Below are 20,030 nucleotides of genomic sequence, written 5' to 3'. Positions count from 1 at the left end.
ATCCTCCTTATGATCGTAGTTGTGCGAAAATATCTTTCCAAACAGCTAAGTGGCTTTCTTCCTGTAGCAATAGGCGCTCTGTTTCAACTTGCTCAATTGCCTGTTCAAGCATGTGCTGACGTAATTCTTCCGCCTCAATTGCTATAAAGCCTGCTGCCCATTCAAGAATTTTAGCTTTTTCTATTTCTAAATATTTTTGGGCGTTTGGTTTAGTTAACTGTTCCAATGCATCGCGTAATTGCTCTTTTTCATTTTTTTCAAAGAAGGACTTCACATTTTTAAAGTGTGATTTAACACCTTCATAAGGAGCAGTTTCAGCAAAAGGTCCTGTAAAGTCCAATAGCTGCGGCTCTTTCGATTCATAAGCTAAAAATGCAAAGCTTGGATTTAACTCTTTCAATTCCCGGGCTGCATCTTTAAAATGCGCTTTCATCTTCTTCTCTACAAATTGTGCTAAACGGAAATTCGTTACGCGCATCTCCTGTGCAAAGTCAAAACTTAGTGCTTGAAGCACTTCTTTCAAAGCTGTCTGTAATGCTTGCTGCGGAGGCATTTGAGCAAAAGTAGACGGATTATAACTTTCACGGAAGAAATCAGGATAACGATAGTACACACGTTGTAATACGTAGTACAGTAACTCATCCAGTTCCTGCTTCGCTTCACTTTCAATCATAGCTGTTTGGGTTGTTTGATATTTTGAATGTACAATATTTTCCAGATTTGTAAGCTCTTCTAGTCGTTCATCTTTACGCTTTAAGTTTTCTTCCGTTTGCGTAATTAAATCATGTAGTCGTGCCTCGGTTTTTTCCACTTCTTCTTTTAGCGCCTGTACTGCAATACTCATTAACTCATCATTCAGGAAATGATGGAATGCATCTTCAAATGGTGCCATCCCTGACTGAAGATCATTCTGGTTTTCCTTTTCTTTCAGCGCCAGCAAACTTGATACCCCGTAAAGTCTCGGGAAACGAATACCGAAGCGTTGTAGCTCTGAACGAACATAACTCTTCACTTCTTCCTCTTCATCCATTGTAGAGGCTAAATCAATTGCATTCACAATAAAGAACATTTTATCTAATTCAAAAGCATCTTTTACACGGCCTAACTGAATTAAAAATTCGCGGTCCGCTTTGGCAAATGCGTGGTTGTAGTATGTGATGAACAAAATGGCATCTGCATTTCGAATATAATCAAATGCTACTCCAGTATGACGGGCGTTAATCGAGTCCGCACCTGGTGTATCTACTAATGTTACGCCCATGCGAGTAAGCGGCGAATCAAAGTAAAAATCGATATTGTCGACAAAGCAAGAACGATTTTCCTGCGCAACATACTTTTCAAAATCATGACGATTAACACGCAATGTAGTACCTAGCTTCGGCACAAACGTTTCATAGCCTTCTGAATAGGCACGAATAAACGATTTATGAACATTTAATCGCTCGTCAGATAATTTAACAGCCAAGCCTTCTGCTGCACGGTCATAAGCTTCTTTCAGCGAATTTACTTGTAAGCCAATTGCTTCATAGGACCCTTGAATATCTTCTAATAGCTGTGCTTCATTTTTCAAATGAACATCTGCTGTTTCATGAGGATGTTCAGGTGATACTGGACGGATTTTATTAATCGCTGCTGTTGTTGGGTTAGGTGAAACCGGTAGAACGCGCTCACCCATTAATGCATTAGAGAAGCTTGATTTTCCGGCACTGAATGCTCCGAATAAAGCAATTGTAAAGTCACGCTTTTGCAAACGCTCTACTTTTTTTGTTAAGAAGCTTGAAACTTCTTTAAAGCCTTGAACATCCTTAATAATGTTGGCTGTCTTTAATGCTTTTTCAATAACGGCTTCCGCATTTAAGCCTGAACCTACTGTTTCCTGTACATGATCATCAACAAGTTCCGTATCCTTCGCCGTCAACTGTAACATCGACTCATTAAATGGTCGTACATCTTTCAATGCCTGTTCATGCTCACGTTTCCAGTTTTCTAGATGTATTTTCGATTCCGCACGAATTTCATTGGATACTTGCTTCATTAATGTATTGCTGAATGCTTCGAACTTCTCAATTTGTAATATATGTTGCAGTGCCTTTACTTTTTCTGACATCGCATTTATCTTCAGCTTTACCGGTGCTGCTGCTTCTTGCGCTACTTGCTCCAATGTATCTTTTTGCTCAATCTTCCAAGCATCTGTTGCTTGGATAAAGTAACGTTTTGTCGCCTCGGAAACACGGTTCGCAAAGTTTAATACTGCATCACCTGTAATTACTCCGCTTCTTTGCACTTGTTCTTCAATAATTGAAAATGGGAAATTAAATTCCTTTTGATCAATTCCTGCTGCACGCTCATCATTTAATGCACCAACATCTTTCAGCGCCTGCTTCATTAGTGCTTTCATATGACCAGTAATTTGAGATTGTACGACATGATTAAAGCTTGCATATGCCTCTTCTTGACGTCTTGATTTCTCTTCAGCCGTTTTCTTTTTGGCGGTAAATAGACCCCCCACTTTGAAGTCCTCTTGTTGACTTTCCAAATAGGCGCGTAATTTTTCTCGCACATCCGCCGGCATGATGGCAGCATTTGCAAGTAAATCTTTACGTTTTTCATCAAATTGCTTGTCAAATACCCCAAACGAGAATAGCTCTGTTTGACGAGTCAATTTCTCGTATTGTTCTAAAATATCATCACGGTGCTGCCAGTCATCCTCTGACACGATTTCCGCATAGGTTTCAAAGCGACCTTGTTTTTCTTCTTTTAAATATGCTTCATGCTCATGTTGTAGTTTTTTCAATGTATTTTCAGCTGTTAAAATTAATTGCTCCTGCCAATCATTCATTGAATCCATAACGATTTTTTTCACTTGATCAAAATCATTGTTCGGTAACTCCTTTTCACGTAATGATGTGAAGAAAATATTCTTTGGGTATACACCCCATGCCGCAAATGAGTTGTGGACCGATTGTTTGAAATCATCAAATGACAGTTCCGCTTCACGGTGTTTATCAATTTGATTGACGATTAAATAAACATTTGGATTATATTTCATTAACTGCTTTGTAAATTGGAAGTTCAGCTCTGATTGCACATGGTTATAGTCCATTGTATAAAACACCATGTCCGCTATATGCAGTGCCGATTCTGTACTCATTGCATGCGCATCATCCGTCGAATCTACACCTGGAGTATCCATAACGGTAACTCCCTCAGGTAAGCTTGACGTACTATGCCCAATTTCAATTTGTGAAACTAATTCACCGTTTTTGCTTAGTTCTTTCACTTGTTTAATATCATAGCCTGCTTCAAACTTTACCGGCTTTTCATTATGCAAATAAAGAATAGCAAAATCTTCATCCGATTTATGCACTTTTACAATGTTTGCACTCGTCGGGATTGGACTTGTCGCCAAAATGTTTTCCCCCGAAAGTGCATTGATCATACTTGATTTACCAGCAGAAAAGTGACCGGCAAAACCGATGACAAATTCCTTCTGCAAAAGCTTGCGTGCAAATAAATGAAGCTTTTCAATTCGTTCTGAATCCTCATTTTCCTTGTAGATTATGTATTGTAATGCCGATTGCTGTAACAATCGTTGAACTTTATCGTCAAACAACGTCATATTTCTTACCCCTTATCTTCATTCAGCATTGATCTATTATCTTATTAAAAGCTAATGTATGCTCGTTTTTTGTAATTACCCTGACCTTTATATGCTCTAGATTTTAGAGCCTAATTGTCATTCTTGATTGTCGAAACAAATAGATTTTTGCCTTAAATTCTTCATACTTTCTATAGTACCATGGTTAGTCAAGAAAATCGGCTAGAATTTTTTAAAATTATCGCGAATAATGCATTTTTCTATTAGACGAATTATAGACTTTCCCCCATAATAATAGCTATTTTCAAAATAATTGAACAAAAAATCAAATATAGTCACAAATGTTAACATGAGCACATTGTAAAAACATGTAAAAAAATAAATTGACTTCCAATACTTATAAAAAGTAAAATACTCAACATAGAGTATTTTCAGGAGGGATTACGTTGACTCAGCTCCTTGTATTAGGTGCGCTAAATATGCAACCGATGTCTGGCTATGATATACAAATCATGCTACAAGAAAATGAAGCCGAAAGATGGTCAGGTGTACTCGTAGGGTCCATCTATCATGCTTTAAAAAAATTGGAACAAAATCATTTTATAGAAATAGATCATATCGAACATAGCGGCAATCGCCAAAAATCTATTTATCGCATTACTGATTTAGGAAGAGCGCATTTAAAAGAGCTTATTTATAACTCTATTGTTTCTTCTAATGTACCCTACCCTCTCTCTTTATACGCTGGTTTATCTATGATTGATCAATTAGAAGAGGAAAGAGCAAAAGAAGCATTAAAACATCATTTAAAAATGCTTGAAAAAGAACTCCTTTTAGTCGAAGATGGTTTATCAATTAAAGAACAACATTTACCAAATGGGTTATCACCAATGATGTCTATTGTAGCTAAAAACATGGTAGATATTTTAGAACAGCAAATTAACTTTGTGAAGGATTTATTAAATAGTTATAAATAAAATTTAATCGTTCCTCTTAATTAAAAGAGGAACAAAAAAATATCCATATACTCAACATTGAGTATATTAACATTAAGGAGTGATCCATTATGAAACTTGACCATCTCGTAATAAATGTAGATGCAAATTACCAGCAAGAAAGTGAGGACGTTCAACAAATTAAAAAAGCTGGCCTTCCCTATAATATAAAAAAGGGTAAAGGTACTAAAGGTTTTAAAGCAACTAATATTTGGACTGGAAATGAATACTTTGAATTAATCACCATTAAAAATAACGATGGTGGCGGATGGAAGCCTGAATGGGTTCATGCCTATAATTCGGGACATAGAGGATTAATTTGCTTGATGATTGATGTAGATAACATCAATACAATGGTTCAGCGCTTACAAAAAGAAGGAATTTCTATTTCCAATCCTGAAAGAATTAAGATTGAATTTTTCTTTAAGTTAATTTCAAAAACATTACCCTGGCAAAATAGCTTTTTGAATTTCTTTGAAAAAATCCCTCTTCAAATTGGTTTTCAACAAATGGACAGCGAAAAAATCCGTAAAGGGTTTGAAAAGTATATGGTTCCTAATTCTAAAGAGAATAACATATCTGGCATTACACAAATTCATATTGCAGGCGACTTCACTATTTCCGACTTCCAAATGTTAAAAACTGTTTTTGAGAAAACAATAGATAATGAAAACCAACTAATCGTCCAGTTAGAAAATTCCCAAGAAATTATTTTTGAAAAAGCTAAAGACTATTCTGTAAAAGTCACATTAAAAAACGATAATAGTTCCTTTAGTAGGAAGACATGCAAAGTTGAAAACATCCTTATAAATTTAGACTAACTCACAAACAGTGCATTGCAATTGAACAGGATACGCTCTATTCAATTCAGTTAGAAGAAAAGGAAATTGCTATTACACTACAGTTGGAGGGAAATGTGTGAAATTTAACTCTAGAAATTTAGCATACAATGACACAGAAATTTATTGGAAAGAGTATCAACGATTTTTCCCTGAAGAATTGAGAATAAATGAAAATAATCTGCCAACTGAAGAATGGTGGGATTGGAATGATTGTTCAATCCATTTGGACCGAATGTCTGTATCGGGATCAAAAATTAAAGTTATTTTAATTCACGGCGCAGGCGGAAACGGTAGACTATTGGCTCCATATGCACGAATGCTACAATTAAATGGATATGATGTGGTATCCCCAGACCTCCCCCCTTATGGTCTAAGTTACACTGAGTCATTGAGTTCCATGGATTACTGCGATTGGATAAACATAATTAAGGACTTCATGGAACAGGAATATAAGCGAGACGGTAAACAAATTGTACTATTAGGAGCCAGCATTGGAGGCATGCTTGCATATCACGCAGCAAGTATGAGCGAAAACGTTAAAGGTTTGATTGTGACGACCTTTGTAGATACAAGTAATCAGAATGTTCGTGATCAAATTGCCCCAAACAAGCTGATTAGCCGCTTAGGTAAATTTGCGATGGATAGTTTTCCATTTGCATTGGATTCATTTCGGATTCCCGTTTCGAAAGTTTCGAGAATGAAGTTAATTACAAATAACTTTGAACTGACAAGACTAATTATGAATGATCCTCGAGCGGCAGGAACAAAAATTCCATTACGATTTCTAAGAACCTTCTTAAATATGAAAACAATTATTGAACCTGAATCCTTTAATGTCTGTCCTATATTACTTATCCATCCCGAAGTAGATCCAATGACCCCATTTAACTTAAGTGAATCTTTCTATAATCGATTAACATGTAAAAAAAGTTGTGTAATTTTAGAAGGAGCTGGCCATTTTCCGATAGAACAACCAGGTATCGAACAGATGAAAACAGCTGTAGTAGATTTTTTAATTGAGATAGAAAATAATATTGAGTCTAAAACAGACTAGTTTATCCTATCAATTTTGCTTTCAGTTACTAATAAAATACTATTAAAAATGAGGTATAAAAATGTTTTTCAAACCGAAATTAATCAAGAATGACAAGAAATATAGCGCTAAATTGTTATTTGAAGATGTGTCATCTGATAAATGGGACAAAGACAATTTAACAAAAGCTAATTTAGATTTTTCAATAGATAGTGTTCGTCTCGTTAATGAATACGCTGATCGATTAATCCAGACAGAATTCGGCAAGCTGCTATTAAAAGAACATCATGATAATTTGATAACACGCATCGGTGCCTATTTAGGGGAAGTAATTAAACACCACAAAGATGGCAAATATCGCTGGTATGATTTTAACTCTATAAGAGAAAATACCTTGCATTTAGATGAATATTCAGTAAGTGTACAAGATGAGTCTGTACTTTATTCTAAAAAGATAGATGATGTATTATACCCAATCTATGAGGTGAAGCAGTATTTTGATGGACAATCGAAATATACCAATTTTCTGGAATATGTAGAAGTTACTATTAAAGAATAGGTTTATACTAGAGTTAATTAGAGTTGTTAGTTTACCATTTTTTACTTATTCACCTTTGGGGAGAGGGATTGAATGCAAGAACAATTAATTAACTTTTTGATGTATATAATATATATACCAATAGTAATTATCATTCATGAATTAGGGCATGCATTATTTGTTGTGTTATTTGGAAAGGAAGTTAGAGAACTTGGATTTGGGGAAGATTTATTCAGAATCAAAAAATTTGTTGTAAAAAGAAACATTGGGTGGAACGGTGGTTATTGCTCATGGGAAAATATTGATTCCTTGGCGTGGTATCAAAAGATCCTAATATTTTTAGGTGGTATTATTCTAAACCTGCTCACAGCAACTTTAGTCTGGATATTCGGCGACGTCCAGTATGCAGATTGGTATAGATCATTTATTATTCTATCTTACTTTATAGCAGTAATTAATCTATTCCCGTTCAAATTCAAAAGTAATATCACAAGAATTGAATCAGACGGATTACAATGTATTAAGCTATTGAATTCTTTGAAGCAAGGGAAGTAGCATTGTTGTCCTTGTAAGATTTTCTAATATATTTTAAAATCTTCTAATATATTTTTATTCGTTCTAATAAAATACCGATGTGCTAATATCCCTTTAAGATGTGCTAAAATGGAAGCAATTTGTTCTAATATCACCTTTCAATGTTCTAATATCACTTCAAGTTTTTCTAATAACTCGCTTAATTGTTCTAATAAAATTTAAACCCCTACAAAAAAACAGCACCTCAAAATTCGAGATGCTGTTAATTCATTATTTTTTCTTAATTGTAATTGTCCAAGATGCTTCGCCTAATTGCTCATAGTTTGTTACTTCATGACCGTCTTCAGCTGCCCAACGTGGAATGGATTCTGTACCTTGTGTACAGTCAAATTGTACTTCCAGCTCATCGCCTGTGTTTAAGTCTTTGATTGCTTCTTTTGCTTCAATTAACGGGAATGGACAAACCATTCCTAATACTTCTAATGTTTTCTTCATATAAAATCTCTCCTTATGCACGCGCTGCTGCACGTTGTTTTGATGGACGCACAAATACGAAATAAGATGCTGTCCATGTTCCCAGAATCATAAATGTTAAAGCCGTCCAGCCTGACCAAGTCATCATAGAAGTCATAACTAAACCATTACCAATCGAACAGCCGCCTGCAAGACTAGCACCGAAACCCATTAAAATACCGCCGCTAGAGCTTCGTACAACTGTTTTTGTATCAGGTGTCCGTAAACGGAATTCACCGCTCATTTTTGCTGCGAAATATGAGCCGAAGAAAATACCTAATACAAGGAACACACCCCAGTTAATAATATCTAAATCTCCTGTTACTAAAAACTGGAGAAGGTTTGCTGAAGGTGTTGTAATACCTAGACCGAAAATACGTCCTGATGCCGCACTTAACGGCCACGCCAATGTCGCAATTAAACCGATTAAAACCGCAGTCACATATGGATTCCAGCGTTTTTCAAATAAAATATGCGCTAAGCCTGTTTTCTTTGGCTTTAAGCTTGGAATCTTCACACGAGGTTTACGTAATTCACGGTAAACAACGAATGCTACCAAGGCTACAAACGGAATGACTAAAAACCAAACATTAATGCCGAATGTTTCTGCAATTGAATCTGTACCGACAACCGGAGTACGTGCATCCACTGTAAATTGTGCCAATGGACCAGACTTCATGATTGCTGCCATTAACATATAAAACGCCAATGCGATCCAGCTCCCGATTAAGCCTTCCCCTGCACGATACCAAGTACCTGTGGCACAACCACCTGCAAAAATAATCCCTATCCCAAAAATAAACGCGCCTCCTATTGTTGCCCACAATGGAAACTGCCCTACTGTATACTCAAACGCACCTGCGCCGATAAGTGCAAACACACCTACTGCCTGTATGGCAATCGCAACAAGTAACGCATAAAACATGCGATTATCTTTTGCGATGTACATATCGCGGAAGCCACCTGTTAAACAAAAGCGTCCACGCTGCATCACAAAACCTAAAAGAGCACCACAAAGGATACCCGTTAATGCCATCTGTAACATAATTATTCCCCCAAATTTTATTACCTAGTTTATCTATAGGAATATAATATAATAGTTTTCTACTATAATTCAAGTACTTTGATTAAATATTTGTTAACTTATTAATTTAGTTGGTTTTAATATTAGCTAAATACCGTTTTCTCCGCATCCCCCTCATAAAAGAACCATCACTTTTTACTGACATATGATACAAAGAAATATTTCGTTCACATCGTGGCTTGTTTTAATAAGTGTAATCCCTTCTGGAAACGGGCGAATTGTGTGAATTATTTCATTATTAAAATTTAAAGTAGGTGAAACATATAAAAAATTCCTATTTAGAGCTTCTCGCAGAACTTGGAATTGGTGGTGCACACCCTGGCGGAATTAATCTAACAGAAGAAATATTAAAAAATGAAAATATTAACAGTAGTTGGCACGTTTTAGATGCTGGTTGTGGTACTGGTCAAACAGCAGCTTACATTTCACAAACATTCCAGGCGAAAGTGACAGCGCTTGATTTTAATCCGACAATGGTTGCAAAGGCCAGACATAGAATGAAGATTAATAATTTGCCAGTAGAAATATTGGAAGGCTCTATTGAAGATATCCCTTTACCAAATGATCATTTTAATTTTATTATTTCTGAATCTGTCCTTTCATTTGTTAATAAACAAAAAGCAGTAAGTGAGATTTACCGCATATTGAAAAGTGGTGGACGGTTCATTGCTGTAGAACCAACGTTGAACGAACGACTTGACGATGCCCAAGAACAAGAAATCATGCAGTTTTATGGTCTTGATTCCCTACTTATGGAAACGGACTGGGCGGATTTATTAAAACAGACTGGCTTTGAAAATATTCAAATAAAGCATCATACTACAATTGAATCCGAACCCGATTTTCATTACTCCAATGAAATTGACCCCGCGCTTTACGACGTCATGAGAAAACATTTGGACATTATCACCAAATATCAGGAAACTTTTAGTTATCGAGTCTATACTTGTTCAAAATAAATATCCTGTTATAATCACGCTAATAAAAAAAAGACCGTACCATTTCATAAGAGGTACGGTCTTACTTATATTTATCTGGAAATTATAAAAGTGTTTCAGAGTGAATAATGTACTAAATGTTTCGAAACTATAGCCTCACGTTTTATTCGATATACTCTAAATAATCGCCTAAGTAAATCTTCTCTTCAACAACATCACCCGCTAAATTTTCATATATAACATATAAATAAGCTTCATCAAGCGCTGCTCTCAAATCGGCTTCACTTATGTTTTTTGCATTAAATATGACTCGGAATTCATCATGGATAAAATCTTCTAAATCATTATTTTGGGTAGAGCCACTTCCCGTTGCATAAACATTTTCCCCAAAATTCACATGGAAAAAATCTGCCCAATGCTGTGATAATTCGAAATGCACTTTTTCACCAGTCAACTTTTTTCCGTAATAAGTATATAACAAAACTTTATAATCCTTTTTAAATTCCTGTTCAGGTGTTATTCTTTCATTGTTCATTAATATATCGTTTTCTAATACTGGACTTACCTGTAGGATTAATTCATCATCTAGCACTGTTGTGGGAACTTTGTATTGAGAGCTTAGCGGTGTGACACTTTGTAAATTCGGTGCTAGTTGAGATAATAAAAATAACAGCATTGCCGAGACAACAATTACGGTAGGAATGAAGACAAATTTACGCATATTCTTTTTCTTTCGGTTTTGAATCTCCTGTATCACTCTTTTTTCTACAAATGCTGCACTTTGCTTCGTATCAATCCCGTACAATCGTTTCTTCGTCATGTGAAAGCACCTCCCAGTTTTCGCTAGCCAGCTCATTTTTCAGCAACTTCTTCGCCTTTGTCAGTCTTGTTTTAACTGTACTTTCAGGAATTTCAAGTAACATAGCAATGTCCTTAATTTTCATTTCTTCAAAATAAAAATACATAATCGGCTCTCTCCATTTGACTGGCAAAGCTAAAATAGCCTGCTCAATCAATTCATGTTCGTGTTGGAGAACAAGCTGATTTTCGTGTGTTGAACGCTTTAAAATCTCAATTTTATCCTTTAGTAAATGGCTACGGTATGCCCAGCTTTTTAAATAATCCTTTGATTTATTAATCGTCATTTTCGCTAAATATGCACCGATTTCCCCTTGTTCCTCATAGTTTGCTTTATAATGAAAGGTAATAAATACATCTTGCACAATATCTTCAGCGGATTGTGCATTTTTTGTGTAATAATACGCAATTCGTATTAATTTTTCGCTATAGTATTGCATCAAATGTTCCAACTGTAATTTACGCGACATGCTCATCCCTCCCTCATACTGTTAACGAGGCTCGATTTAGAAAAGTTTTCACATTCCTGTTTATTTGGAAATAATACCTTACTAAACACAAAAAACAGCAGGAAGGTCATCCTACTGCGATCACTATAGTTTTAATGATTACTTCTTTAAAAATCCATACTAGCACGGACTTTTTCCGGAACCATCACAACTTTTGTATTTAAATCTACAGAACCAAAGCTTGCATCAATGTATTCATCCCAATACTCAAGATGTCTTTTATCTATCCAGTGATCGGACTCATCCACATCCACACCGCCTTCTCCACGAACCGAATACCAATATAAATATTCTTCGCCATTCAGAACTTCATGAAAAATTGTTTCCACATACATTTTTTCACCTTCCAGCGTTACAAGTACATCATCCATATGTTCATTCAAAAAGTTTAGCCATTCCTCCACTTTAGAAGATTTACCGGGTCTTACCCGAAAGCGAGTTAATTCCACATTCATAATAAAATCCCCCTATTGTTTCAGCCAATACTCCGAACCATCATTACTGCGCTCCATAAAACCATATTCGATCAAATGACGACGAAGCGATACAAAATCTGCATTGACAGTTTTTAAAATTTCATTCACTTCCTTTTCATGATAATGGATCCCCTCTTCAAAACGCTTTAAAATATGCTGTAAAATAATGAGCTTTTTCTTTTCCTTACTTGGAATCGTTTCAATGCCACCGTCTAATCCATTTTTGAAATATGTCGTTAATACTTTCTCGCGTTCTTGTTCCTCTATACTATAGCGTTCGTCCACTTGTTTCGCCCCCTTATGAATTGCATAGTGCTCCGGGTTTTTCATGAGCTGCATTAACGCAATAAAAATTTTCGCCTGCTTTTCCTTTTCACGTAACTTGAAACGATGCTGACGAACTGTTGATACACTTGTTAAACTGCTTTTTTCGACTATTTCCTGATCTGACTTGCCTTCAAAAAAGTACTGTAGCATTTCAATTTGCACATCCGATAAACCTGTTACCTTTTTATCAAGTGACAGCAATGCCTGAAACGACGATTTATGTATTTGTCCGATATGCAGCTTTATCGTACCTTCTGCTGTAAAAAACCGTCCCTCATGTTGAAAGACTTCATGAATCCCAAATCTTGTCTCGCAAAATAAACATTCGTAATGGCCATCTTGAAGTTCATAACCATTCACTAATGTATTTACCGAAATGTTTTGAATATCCAAAATAATCACCTCTATAAACATTTATAATATATATTCGTTATTTTGTAAACAAATTAATTATTCGTTTACTATACAAGTCGAATTTCAATAAATACTTTTTACATCCTTTACACGTTATTTCAAATGTTGATTAAAAGCTGTCTTACGTCTTTCTTTTTACCTTTTTTACTGAAAATTCTATATTTTTAGCGACCGAGGTATACAATTATGGTTCCTTTTATGCTATAGTTTGTACAATTACATAACGTGTAAGAAAAGGTACGCACATTGTTGTGCGTTTAAAAGGGAAGTTGGTGCAAATCCAACACTGTCCCGCAACTGTATTACGGAGCAACTCTTAAAAAGCCACTGTTATTTAACGGGAAGGTAAGAGGCGCGTTGATGTTAAGTCAGGAGACCTGCCTTTTTCTAGTACACACCCGATACCTACGTGGAAATAGGTGGTGTTCTGTGCGAATAAAGCGTCAATTATAGACGTTTATTTTACTATGCATAGATAAGTCCTAAGCTGTTTCCAAGTCACATTGGAAACAGCTTTTTTATTTGGGTTATGTAAATACATGAGGAGGCTTATCAAATGAATATTGTTAGTAATGTTATCGGTTACCCTTATATTGGAGCTACCCGAGAATGGAAACAAACTTTAGAGAAATTTTGGAAAAAAGAGCTTGATGAGGATGTATTTGAAGAACAGCTAAAAGCCATCCGCCTGAATCGCTTGAAACGCCAACAGGATTTAGGACTACAGTTAATTACTATCGGGGATTTCACAAAATACGATCGGGTACTGGATTTAGCAGTGATGTTTAACATCATTCCTAAACGCTATGATGTGCTACCAAATGCTTCTTCGTTAACTACATACTATGCAATGGCACGTGGTACTGACGAAGTAATAGCAAGTGAAATGACGAAATGGTTTAATACAAACTACCATTACATTGTTCCGGAATATGAAAATCAGGAATTATCCTTAACAAATAACTACATCTTACAACAGTTTGAAGAAGCTAAAAATGAGCTAGGCATTATAGGAAAGCCAACAATTATCGGTCCTTATACTTTCGTTGACTTAGCAAAAGGGTATGACGATAAAACACGTGCCGCCTTCTTTTTAAAGTTAATTCCGCTATATGCACAGGTAATCCAGCAGCTTGTAGATGCAGGTGCTGATTGGATTCAAATTGAAGAACCTTCTTTCACTAAAAACCTCGAGGAAGATGAGATTTTATTAATCGAAGAAGTTTATAAACAATTAACTGAAGACGTACCACACGCAAAAATACTAGTACAAACTTATTTTGAGGCACTAACTTCATTTGAGCGCTTAAGTAATCTACCTGTTGCAGGTATTGGCTTAGATTTCGTACATGGTAAAACAGAAAATATGAAATCGCTTCTGCAACATGGTTTTCCTAAAAATAAAACATTAAGCATCGGCATAATTAATGGTCGGGATATTTGGTCAGCTAATTTAGCTGAAGCTGTTTCTACAATAAGTACCGTCAAGCAATTAAGTGGTGTAGAAGATTTATGGGTTAGCTCTTCCTGCAGTCTACAGCATGTTCCTGTTACAAAAAACTCAGAACAAAATCTTCCGTCTGAATTATATGATGCCCTTGCTTTTGCTGACGAAAAAATCCGCGAAATTGCGCATTTAACAAATTATATTCAGCATGGAACGTGGGTTAAAGAAGGTATCGTCGCAAATAGTATTAAAGCGATTGAATCTTTAGCGACACATCCCATACGAAAAAATGAGCAAGTTAACAATTTAGTTAAAGGAATTAAGGATACAGATTTCACACGTACTGTTCCATTTAAAGAGCGCCAAGTACTGCAAAAGAAATCATTAAACTTACCTGACTACCCTACTACAACAATCGGCAGCTTTCCTCAGTCTCAGCTAGTAAAGAAAACACGGGCGGCATGGCGGAAGAAGGAAATAACTAACGCTCAATACGCAGCCTTTGTAAAGGAAGAAACTGCACGCTGGATTCAAATTCAAGAAGAAATCGGATTGGATGTACTAGTACATGGTGAATTTGAACGGACAGATATGGTGGAATACTTTGGAGAACATTTAACTGGATTTGCCTTCACGAAAAATGCTTGGGTTGTTTCATACGGTTCACGTTGTGTTAAACCACCAATCATATACGGCGATGTTGAATGGACACATCCAATGACTGTTAAAGAGGTCGTTGAGGCACAGAAGCTTACATCAAAATATGTAAAAGGCATGCTCACTGGACCTATAACTATTTTAAACTGGTCATTTGTTCGTGATGATATTCCAAGAAAAGAAGTCGCCTACCAGCTTGGTTTGGCAATTCAGCAGGAAGTTAAGGCACTAGAAGATGCAGGAATTAAAATTATCCAAATTGATGAACCGGCACTTCGGGAAGGACTACCTTTACGCAAGGAAAATTGGGATGAATATTTACAATGGGCGGTAGATTCGTTTAAGCTGGCAACATCAAAAGTGGCGGTAGATACACAGATTCATACCCATATGTGCTATTGCGAATTCAATGATTTTATAGCTCCTATCCGCGCTCTGGATGCAGATGTTATTTCATTGGAAACTTCCAGAAGCCATGGAGAGCTAATTGATTCTTTAAAAGTACATCCATATGAACTTGGCATCGGTTTAGGCGTTTATGATATTCATAGTCCCCGTGTTCCAAGCATCTCAGAGATTAGTTCTATATTAGAAGAAAGTCTCGCTGTTATCCCAAAAGATCAATTTTGGATTAACCCTGACTGTGGCTTAAAAACACGCCATGAGTCCGAGACGATTGCTTCATTAATAAATATGGTAGAAGCCGCTAAGCTACTACGCACTCAAGTATTATCTGTCTGATTTCACAAAAATACAGTAAATCACTAAACGCTTAAGTATTAGTGGTTTACTGTTGTTAAAAGTAGGTCAGACGATAAGCTATGGGATCAATAAACGGAGAAATTCCGCTTATTTGGAAATTAATCTAAAAATCAGCCAAAATAAGAGGCGGAATTCCGCTTATTGCATTTCACAACAGGAAAACAAGTGGCTTTTTTTATATATAACCGGAAAACCTCCCTTTATTTACATCTAAAACTGAGGTCTTTCAAAATATAAGCGGAAAACTTCCTCTTATTTTCACTAACTTAAATTCAGGTAAATGAAAAATTTATATTTAGTCATTGTAGGATAGCTATTTGTATTACTCTCCCCTTATTGTTTACAAATAGCTATCTAAGAATAACTAAATTTTACTGGAAAAGGTTTAAATTTAACATTTAATTAAAAGGGAAGAACGGTGTGAATCCGTCGCTGTCCCGCAACTGTGATTCGGAGCCACTCACAATATAACCACTATTGCCGAAAATGGGAAGGTGTGAGGAGCGTTGATGATAAGCCAGGAGACCTGCCTTTTCAAGTACAAACCATTAACCTACGCGGATAGGAGGTTTAGAGTATGAAAGTGAATATTCTTCATGCTCATAGTGCGACAATTATACAAAGGTTTTCATTGCGAAAAAGAAAACTTCTCTTGTATTCCTTGTCTCTTTATGAAGCGACCATTTAGCGACAACTTCAAATTACTATGTTGCTATTTTTTTGGACTATAGGAGGAATATAATATGCAATTGAACAAAGTACTTCAATATAAGCAATTGATGAATGAAGTAATGTCAATATATCAAATAGAGGCAGACGCAAATACCATTAAAAACACTACACAACAATTGTTAGCGCAATCACCTAATGATTACAAGGAAATTTCAGCTGCCTGTTTTCAAAAGACAACCGAATTTTATATTAACAAACTAAAAGAATTTATTTTATTCAATAATCTGCATGAAGCTACAGAAAGTATAAAAAAATATGCTGAGCAACTAATTAATCAATCTCCACAACAATATAAAGAGATTAATTATGCCTATTTACATGTAAAATACGAATTAATTGGTCAGCCTTTGAATACTGTTATCAAATGAAAAATCATTTTAAAAAATAATTGAAGCCTTTGCAAACAATAAGGAACAGTCTCTCATTCATTATGTAAGACTGTTCCTTTTCTTTATAAACAAAACAGGTCGTATTCCTTTGATAACTGTGTTAAAAAGGCAATGCCAGCAACGCTATTGCCAACTTGATCGATTGCAGGACCATATATCCCTATTCCAATTGGACCTTGTAAGTGCTCAATTGCCCCATTTTTCACAACTGCAATTATCGCTCCGGACACACCACTTTTTGCTGGTAACCCAATGAATGCCGCGAACTTCCCAGATGCATTGTACATCCCGCATGTGAACATTAATGCTTTAGCAATATGAATCACTTCTTTACTACAAGTAGCGGCACTATTTTTACCATTGGTCGCAAAATAAAGAGCCATTTTCGCTAAATCTGCTACATTAACTGAGATTGAGCAGAGCTGTAAATATACTTGCAATGCTTCCTCTACGTCTGATTTTAAAAAGCCATTTGCCTGCAAAATATAGGCAATCGCCCGGTTGTAATCAGCTGCATGATATTCTGATAAATATACTTCGTTGTCGATGTGTACTTTCTTCCCGATTATTTTCTCTAAAAATAAAGTTACTGATTTCACTTTTTCATACATCGTTTCCCCGGGTAATAAAGAGGCTACTGTAATTGCCCCTGCATTAATCATCGGGTTAAAAGGCTTCTTATTGTGACTTTCTAAACGGACGATAGAATCAAAGGAATCCCCTGTAGGTTCCACATCAACATAACGCATAATTTCCTTGATCCCGTGGTGGTTCATTGCCACCATAAAACTAAATACCTTTACTACACTTTGAAGTGTAAAAAGTTGAGTACATTCCCAAAAAACGATCTTATCTTCCATTGATACTAAACTAACAGCAAAAGCATTCGGATCGGCCGTAGCTAGAGCCGGGATATATGTCGCAACCTTCCCTTTAGCCGTCATCTGTGCAGCATACTCATAAATACCCTGTAATTTTTTCATTGAAGCTAATCGTGAAAACTAGCTGCTCACCTCTCTATACATAAACTATCCTTTTCAATTAATTATTCTTTCCCAATTTGTCGGTTGTTATATTGTATAATTTCTACAAATGAAGTTGGCCGAAAACAGGCTCTTTAAGAGTTGATCCAAGCAAGGGTTGATTCAATAAATTGGGGAAATATGAGAGGTTATGGAATAAGGTCATTAAGAAAGTTAGAATATAGTTAATATTATCTATCTATTCTCCGGTCATTATATTGATATAATAAAGTGACTTAGTAAAAAACTATATAATATAAATTAACTAGGGGGATTATTTTACTTGAATAATACAAATCCACTTCAAAAAAAATGGCTCGTATTAATCGCTGCATTAATTATGTTGTTTTTTTCTTTAAAGGACTTTGATTTCTCCGAATTAGAAAAGTTCTCATTTAAAGATATGTTGCCAATCATTTTGATAACAGCTTTTATTTTTTTATTAAAAACAAGTATATTTTCTGTTATCTTGTTAAGTATAAAGAAATTATGGAGTAAATTATCTAAAAAAAACGAGTGATAATCTTTCCAAATAAAAGCATAGGAACACATCCAGAAGGCACAAACGTTGATTTATGAACTGCTCCCTGTCAAGTAGACAGTGGAAATAATAAAAATGCTTTAAGCGGCTTGAGACCTGAACTCTTTAGGACTCAAGCCGTTTAATGTTTCTTGATATCGTTCGTTGTTATAGAATTTTATATATGTATCAATCGCATGTTTTAACTCTTCGTACGTCTCAAACTTATGTAAATAATACTTCTCTACTTTTAGAGTCCCCCAAAACGCTTCTATCGGTCCATTATCAATACAGCGGCCGACTCTCGACATACTGTGTGTCAGATTTGCTTTCTCTATGATTCGCTTGAATTCTTTTGATGTATATTGATATCCTCGATCACTATGTAGGATAGGAAATTCCTTTTGATTTAACTGGCGTATAGCTGGTTTAACGGTCTTGAAAACTAAATCATTATTATTTAAATGTCCTAATTTGTAACTGACAATAGACTTGTCATATAGATCAATAATCGCACTTAAATAAGCCTTTTTACCATTTCCATACTGGAATTCATTTACGTCTGTACACCATTTTTGATTTGGCTTTTTGGCCGTAAATTCGCGTGCTAATACGTTCTCAGCTGTGTAATCTGGTGTTACCTTACGGTACTTTTTTGGACGACATCGAATAACTGCCTGTAAATCGGAAATCTGCATCAGTCGATAAATACGTTTTTTATTTACTTTATTTAAGCCTTCTTTTTCGCGCTGACGATTGATTGTCATAGTGATTCTACGATAGCCGTAAATACCATTTACTTGTTTATATAAATGATTAATGGATGCTACTAACTGTCTGTTTTCCAATTCTTGCGATGTTGGCTGGCGGTTTAACCATTTATAATAAGCTGCTCGTGATACGTTAGCTAATTTACAAAGTAATAGAATCGGAAATTTTTCTTTTTCTGCTAATTCTTGAATAGCTAAATAATGACTCTGCGTACGAATTTTACTTAACGAAGCCTCCTTTCGATTTCCTCTAACTTTTTTAAAAGTAAATTTTCAGCACGTAATCTTTCATTTTCACGTTCTATTTGTTGGATTTTTAACCGTAATTTATCTTCTGGTGTACGTTCATCCGCTGATTTCATTCGCCCACGGCGATCTTCAAGAGATTCTTCGCCACCAACTTCAAACTTCCGTACCCACTGGTAAACTTGTTGGTAAGTCACATTATATTGAGTTGCCGTTGTTTTATAATCCTTTTGATTCTTTATACAAGTTTTCGCAATTTCAATTCGTTCTTCTAGAGTAGTGTTTCTTCCCTTAGTCATAGTTTGGCTCACCCTTTTATTCGAGTCTTTTAAATCACTATGACTATTATATTTTTTTAACCACCTGTTGAATACATTTTGACCACTGATTCCATATTTGGTCATAATCTCGTGCTTTGAATACTTACCTGTTAAGTAATCTTCAATGGCGTTTCTTTTCAACTCTTGAGGGTAAATTTTATTTTTCGCAGGACGAAGTAATGCGCTTGTGCCTCCAAATTGATATTTAGCTCGCCATTCATATAAGTTCCTTACATTCACATTGAATATGCGACAAATTTCTCTTACCGAGTAACGACCTTCATCTAAATATTTAAGAGCCAAAATCTTAGTATCTATTGAAAATGTTTTATTAGACAAAAAATGCCCCCCATTCGACAAACAGATTTTATTTTTTAATCTGTCTACCTAATGGGGAGCATATCATTTAGAAGCGATTGTGCCTTTTCGTTGGGGAATTGTTTATACGGTGTTATATGCACTTTTGTTAAATGTCAGTTATAGCAACAGGTTCGGAGAATTTTGAG

At 35.6% G+C, this 20,030-nt stretch carries 18 protein-coding genes and 2 riboswitches; of the genes, 9 read left to right on the top strand and 9 right to left on the bottom strand.

Annotation, left to right across the window (positions count from 1 at the left end; genetic code table 11):
* Positions 1-7 precede the first annotated feature (7 nt).
* Positions 8-3,619 carry a dynamin family protein gene (locus MHH95_RS10525; RefSeq protein WP_340727500.1) on the bottom strand — a complete coding sequence of 1,204 codons (3,612 nt, stop codon included), beginning with the start codon at positions 3,617-3,619 and terminating at the stop codon, positions 8-10.
* A gap of 425 nt (positions 3,620-4,044) precedes the next feature.
* Here MHH95_RS10525 and MHH95_RS10520 point away from each other — a divergent pair, with 425 nt between their 5' ends.
* The 5 genes from MHH95_RS10520 (at position 4,045) to MHH95_RS10500 (ending at position 7,561) form a co-directional block, all read left to right on the top strand.
* Positions 4,045-4,575, top strand: a complete 531-nt coding sequence (locus MHH95_RS10520; RefSeq protein ID WP_340727499.1) for a PadR family transcriptional regulator — start codon at positions 4,045-4,047, stop codon at positions 4,573-4,575.
* A gap of 89 nt (positions 4,576-4,664) precedes the next feature.
* Positions 4,665-5,414 carry a VOC family protein gene (locus MHH95_RS10515; protein WP_340727498.1) on the top strand — a complete coding sequence of 250 codons (750 nt, stop codon included), beginning with the start codon at positions 4,665-4,667 and terminating at the stop codon, positions 5,412-5,414.
* Positions 5,415-5,511: 97 nt separating this feature from the next.
* A complete protein-coding gene (locus MHH95_RS10510) occupies positions 5,512-6,489 on the top strand; it encodes an alpha/beta hydrolase (RefSeq protein WP_340727497.1) in 978 nt (325 codons plus the stop codon).
* Positions 6,490-6,550: 61 nt separating this feature from the next.
* Positions 6,551-7,027, top strand: coding sequence for a hypothetical protein (locus MHH95_RS10505; RefSeq protein ID WP_340727496.1), 477 nt, complete (start codon positions 6,551-6,553; stop codon positions 7,025-7,027).
* A 72-nt stretch (positions 7,028-7,099) separates the two neighbouring features.
* Positions 7,100-7,561, top strand: a complete 462-nt coding sequence (locus MHH95_RS10500; RefSeq protein WP_340727495.1) for a site-2 protease family protein — start codon at positions 7,100-7,102, stop codon at positions 7,559-7,561.
* 249 nt (positions 7,562-7,810) lie between these two features.
* On the opposite strand, the gene MHH95_RS10495 is transcribed toward MHH95_RS10500, so the two are convergent.
* Positions 7,811-8,035, bottom strand: a complete 225-nt coding sequence (locus tag MHH95_RS10495) for a sulfurtransferase TusA family protein (RefSeq protein ID WP_191698098.1) — start codon at positions 8,033-8,035, stop codon at positions 7,811-7,813.
* Between the two features lie 13 nt (positions 8,036-8,048).
* Complete coding sequence (locus MHH95_RS10490) at positions 8,049-9,098, bottom strand: YeeE/YedE family protein (protein ID WP_191698099.1); 1,050 nt, start codon at positions 9,096-9,098, stop codon at positions 8,049-8,051.
* A gap of 293 nt (positions 9,099-9,391) precedes the next feature.
* On the opposite strand from MHH95_RS10490, the gene MHH95_RS10485 reads away from it, so the two are divergent.
* Complete coding sequence (locus MHH95_RS10485) at positions 9,392-10,096, top strand: class I SAM-dependent methyltransferase (protein ID WP_340727494.1); 705 nt, start codon at positions 9,392-9,394, stop codon at positions 10,094-10,096.
* A 142-nt stretch (positions 10,097-10,238) separates the two neighbouring features.
* Here MHH95_RS10485 and MHH95_RS10480 read toward each other — a convergent pair whose 3' ends face one another.
* The 4 genes from MHH95_RS10480 to MHH95_RS10465 form a co-directional block, all read right to left on the bottom strand.
* On the bottom strand, positions 10,239-10,895 hold the full coding sequence (locus tag MHH95_RS10480; RefSeq protein WP_340727493.1) for a hypothetical protein: 657 nt from the start codon (positions 10,893-10,895) through the stop codon (positions 10,239-10,241).
* Complete coding sequence (locus tag MHH95_RS10475; protein ID WP_340727492.1) at positions 10,867-11,403, bottom strand: RNA polymerase sigma factor; 537 nt, start codon at positions 11,401-11,403, stop codon at positions 10,867-10,869. The genes MHH95_RS10480 and MHH95_RS10475 overlap by 29 nt, the downstream gene beginning before the upstream one ends.
* 146 nt (positions 11,404-11,549) lie before the next feature.
* Positions 11,550-11,897, bottom strand: coding sequence for a DUF6176 family protein (locus tag MHH95_RS10470; protein ID WP_340727491.1), 348 nt, complete (start codon positions 11,895-11,897; stop codon positions 11,550-11,552).
* A gap of 12 nt (positions 11,898-11,909) precedes the next feature.
* Entirely contained in the window at positions 11,910-12,647 is a 738-nt protein-coding gene (locus MHH95_RS10465) for a DUF2087 domain-containing protein (RefSeq protein WP_340727490.1), read from the bottom strand.
* Positions 12,648-12,877: 230 nt separating this feature from the next.
* Positions 12,878-13,058: riboswitch (cobalamin riboswitch) on the top strand.
* Positions 13,059-13,215: 157 nt separating this feature from the next.
* Here MHH95_RS10465 and metE point away from each other — a divergent pair.
* Positions 13,216-15,504: a 5-methyltetrahydropteroyltriglutamate--homocysteine S-methyltransferase gene (gene metE, locus MHH95_RS10460; protein ID WP_340727489.1), complete on the top strand. Its 2,289-nt coding sequence runs from the start codon at positions 13,216-13,218 to the stop codon at positions 15,502-15,504.
* A gap of 385 nt (positions 15,505-15,889) precedes the next feature.
* A riboswitch (cobalamin riboswitch) is annotated at positions 15,890-16,073 on the top strand.
* 195 nt (positions 16,074-16,268) lie between these two features.
* Positions 16,269-16,625, top strand: a complete 357-nt coding sequence (locus tag MHH95_RS10455; RefSeq protein ID WP_340727488.1) for a hypothetical protein — start codon at positions 16,269-16,271, stop codon at positions 16,623-16,625.
* An 83-nt stretch (positions 16,626-16,708) separates the two neighbouring features.
* Here MHH95_RS10455 and glsA read toward each other — a convergent pair whose 3' ends face one another.
* Positions 16,709-17,629: a glutaminase A gene (gene glsA / locus MHH95_RS10450; protein WP_340727487.1), complete on the bottom strand. Its 921-nt coding sequence runs from the start codon at positions 17,627-17,629 to the stop codon at positions 16,709-16,711.
* Positions 17,630-17,951: 322 nt separating this feature from the next.
* Between glsA and MHH95_RS10445 the strand changes: the two genes are divergently transcribed.
* Positions 17,952-18,188 carry a hypothetical protein gene (locus MHH95_RS10445; RefSeq protein ID WP_340727486.1) on the top strand — a complete coding sequence of 79 codons (237 nt, stop codon included), beginning with the start codon at positions 17,952-17,954 and terminating at the stop codon, positions 18,186-18,188.
* A 101-nt stretch (positions 18,189-18,289) separates the two neighbouring features.
* Here the strand turns inward: MHH95_RS10445 and MHH95_RS10440 are convergent.
* Positions 18,290-19,863, bottom strand: a protein-coding gene (locus tag MHH95_RS10440; RefSeq protein WP_340727485.1) for an IS3 family transposase whose coding sequence is annotated in 2 segments (ribosomal slippage) — positions 18,290-19,224 and positions 19,224-19,863 — 1,575 coding nt in all. Because the reading frame shifts where the segments join, the coding sequence is not laid out codon by codon here.
* Between the last annotated feature and the right edge of the window lie 167 nt (positions 19,864-20,030).

This window comes from Solibacillus sp. FSL K6-4121, from assembly GCF_038002585.1.
In the GTDB taxonomy this organism is placed as follows: Bacteria; Bacillota; Bacilli; order Bacillales_A; family Planococcaceae; genus Solibacillus; species Solibacillus faecavium.
The sequence above is the reverse complement of the archived record's forward strand: the minus strand, read 5'-3'. Positions and strand labels throughout refer to the sequence as shown.

Coding starts and splice junctions, on each gene's coding strand:
- MHH95_RS10495 (WP_191698098.1), bottom strand. CDS start 8,035: ATGAAGAAAACATTAGAAGTATTAGGAATGGTTTGTCCATTCCCGTTA.
- MHH95_RS10525 (WP_340727500.1), bottom strand. CDS start 3,619: ATGACGTTGTTTGACGATAAAGTTCAACGATTGTTACAGCAATCGGCA.
- MHH95_RS10470 (WP_340727491.1), bottom strand. CDS start 11,897: ATGAATGTGGAATTAACTCGCTTTCGGGTAAGACCCGGTAAATCTTCT.
- MHH95_RS10455 (WP_340727488.1), top strand. CDS start 16,269: ATGCAATTGAACAAAGTACTTCAATATAAGCAATTGATGAATGAAGTA.
- MHH95_RS10475 (WP_340727492.1), bottom strand. CDS start 11,403: ATGTCGCGTAAATTACAGTTGGAACATTTGATGCAATACTATAGCGAA.
- MHH95_RS10490 (WP_191698099.1), bottom strand. CDS start 9,098: ATGTTACAGATGGCATTAACGGGTATCCTTTGTGGTGCTCTTTTAGGT.
- MHH95_RS10480 (WP_340727493.1), bottom strand. CDS start 10,895: ATGACGAAGAAACGATTGTACGGGATTGATACGAAGCAAAGTGCAGCA.
- glsA (WP_340727487.1), bottom strand. CDS start 17,629: ATGAAAAAATTACAGGGTATTTATGAGTATGCTGCACAGATGACGGCT.
- metE (WP_340727489.1), top strand. CDS start 13,216: ATGAATATTGTTAGTAATGTTATCGGTTACCCTTATATTGGAGCTACC.
- MHH95_RS10500 (WP_340727495.1), top strand. CDS start 7,100: ATGCAAGAACAATTAATTAACTTTTTGATGTATATAATATATATACCA.
- MHH95_RS10505 (WP_340727496.1), top strand. CDS start 6,551: ATGTTTTTCAAACCGAAATTAATCAAGAATGACAAGAAATATAGCGCT.
- MHH95_RS10515 (WP_340727498.1), top strand. CDS start 4,665: ATGAAACTTGACCATCTCGTAATAAATGTAGATGCAAATTACCAGCAA.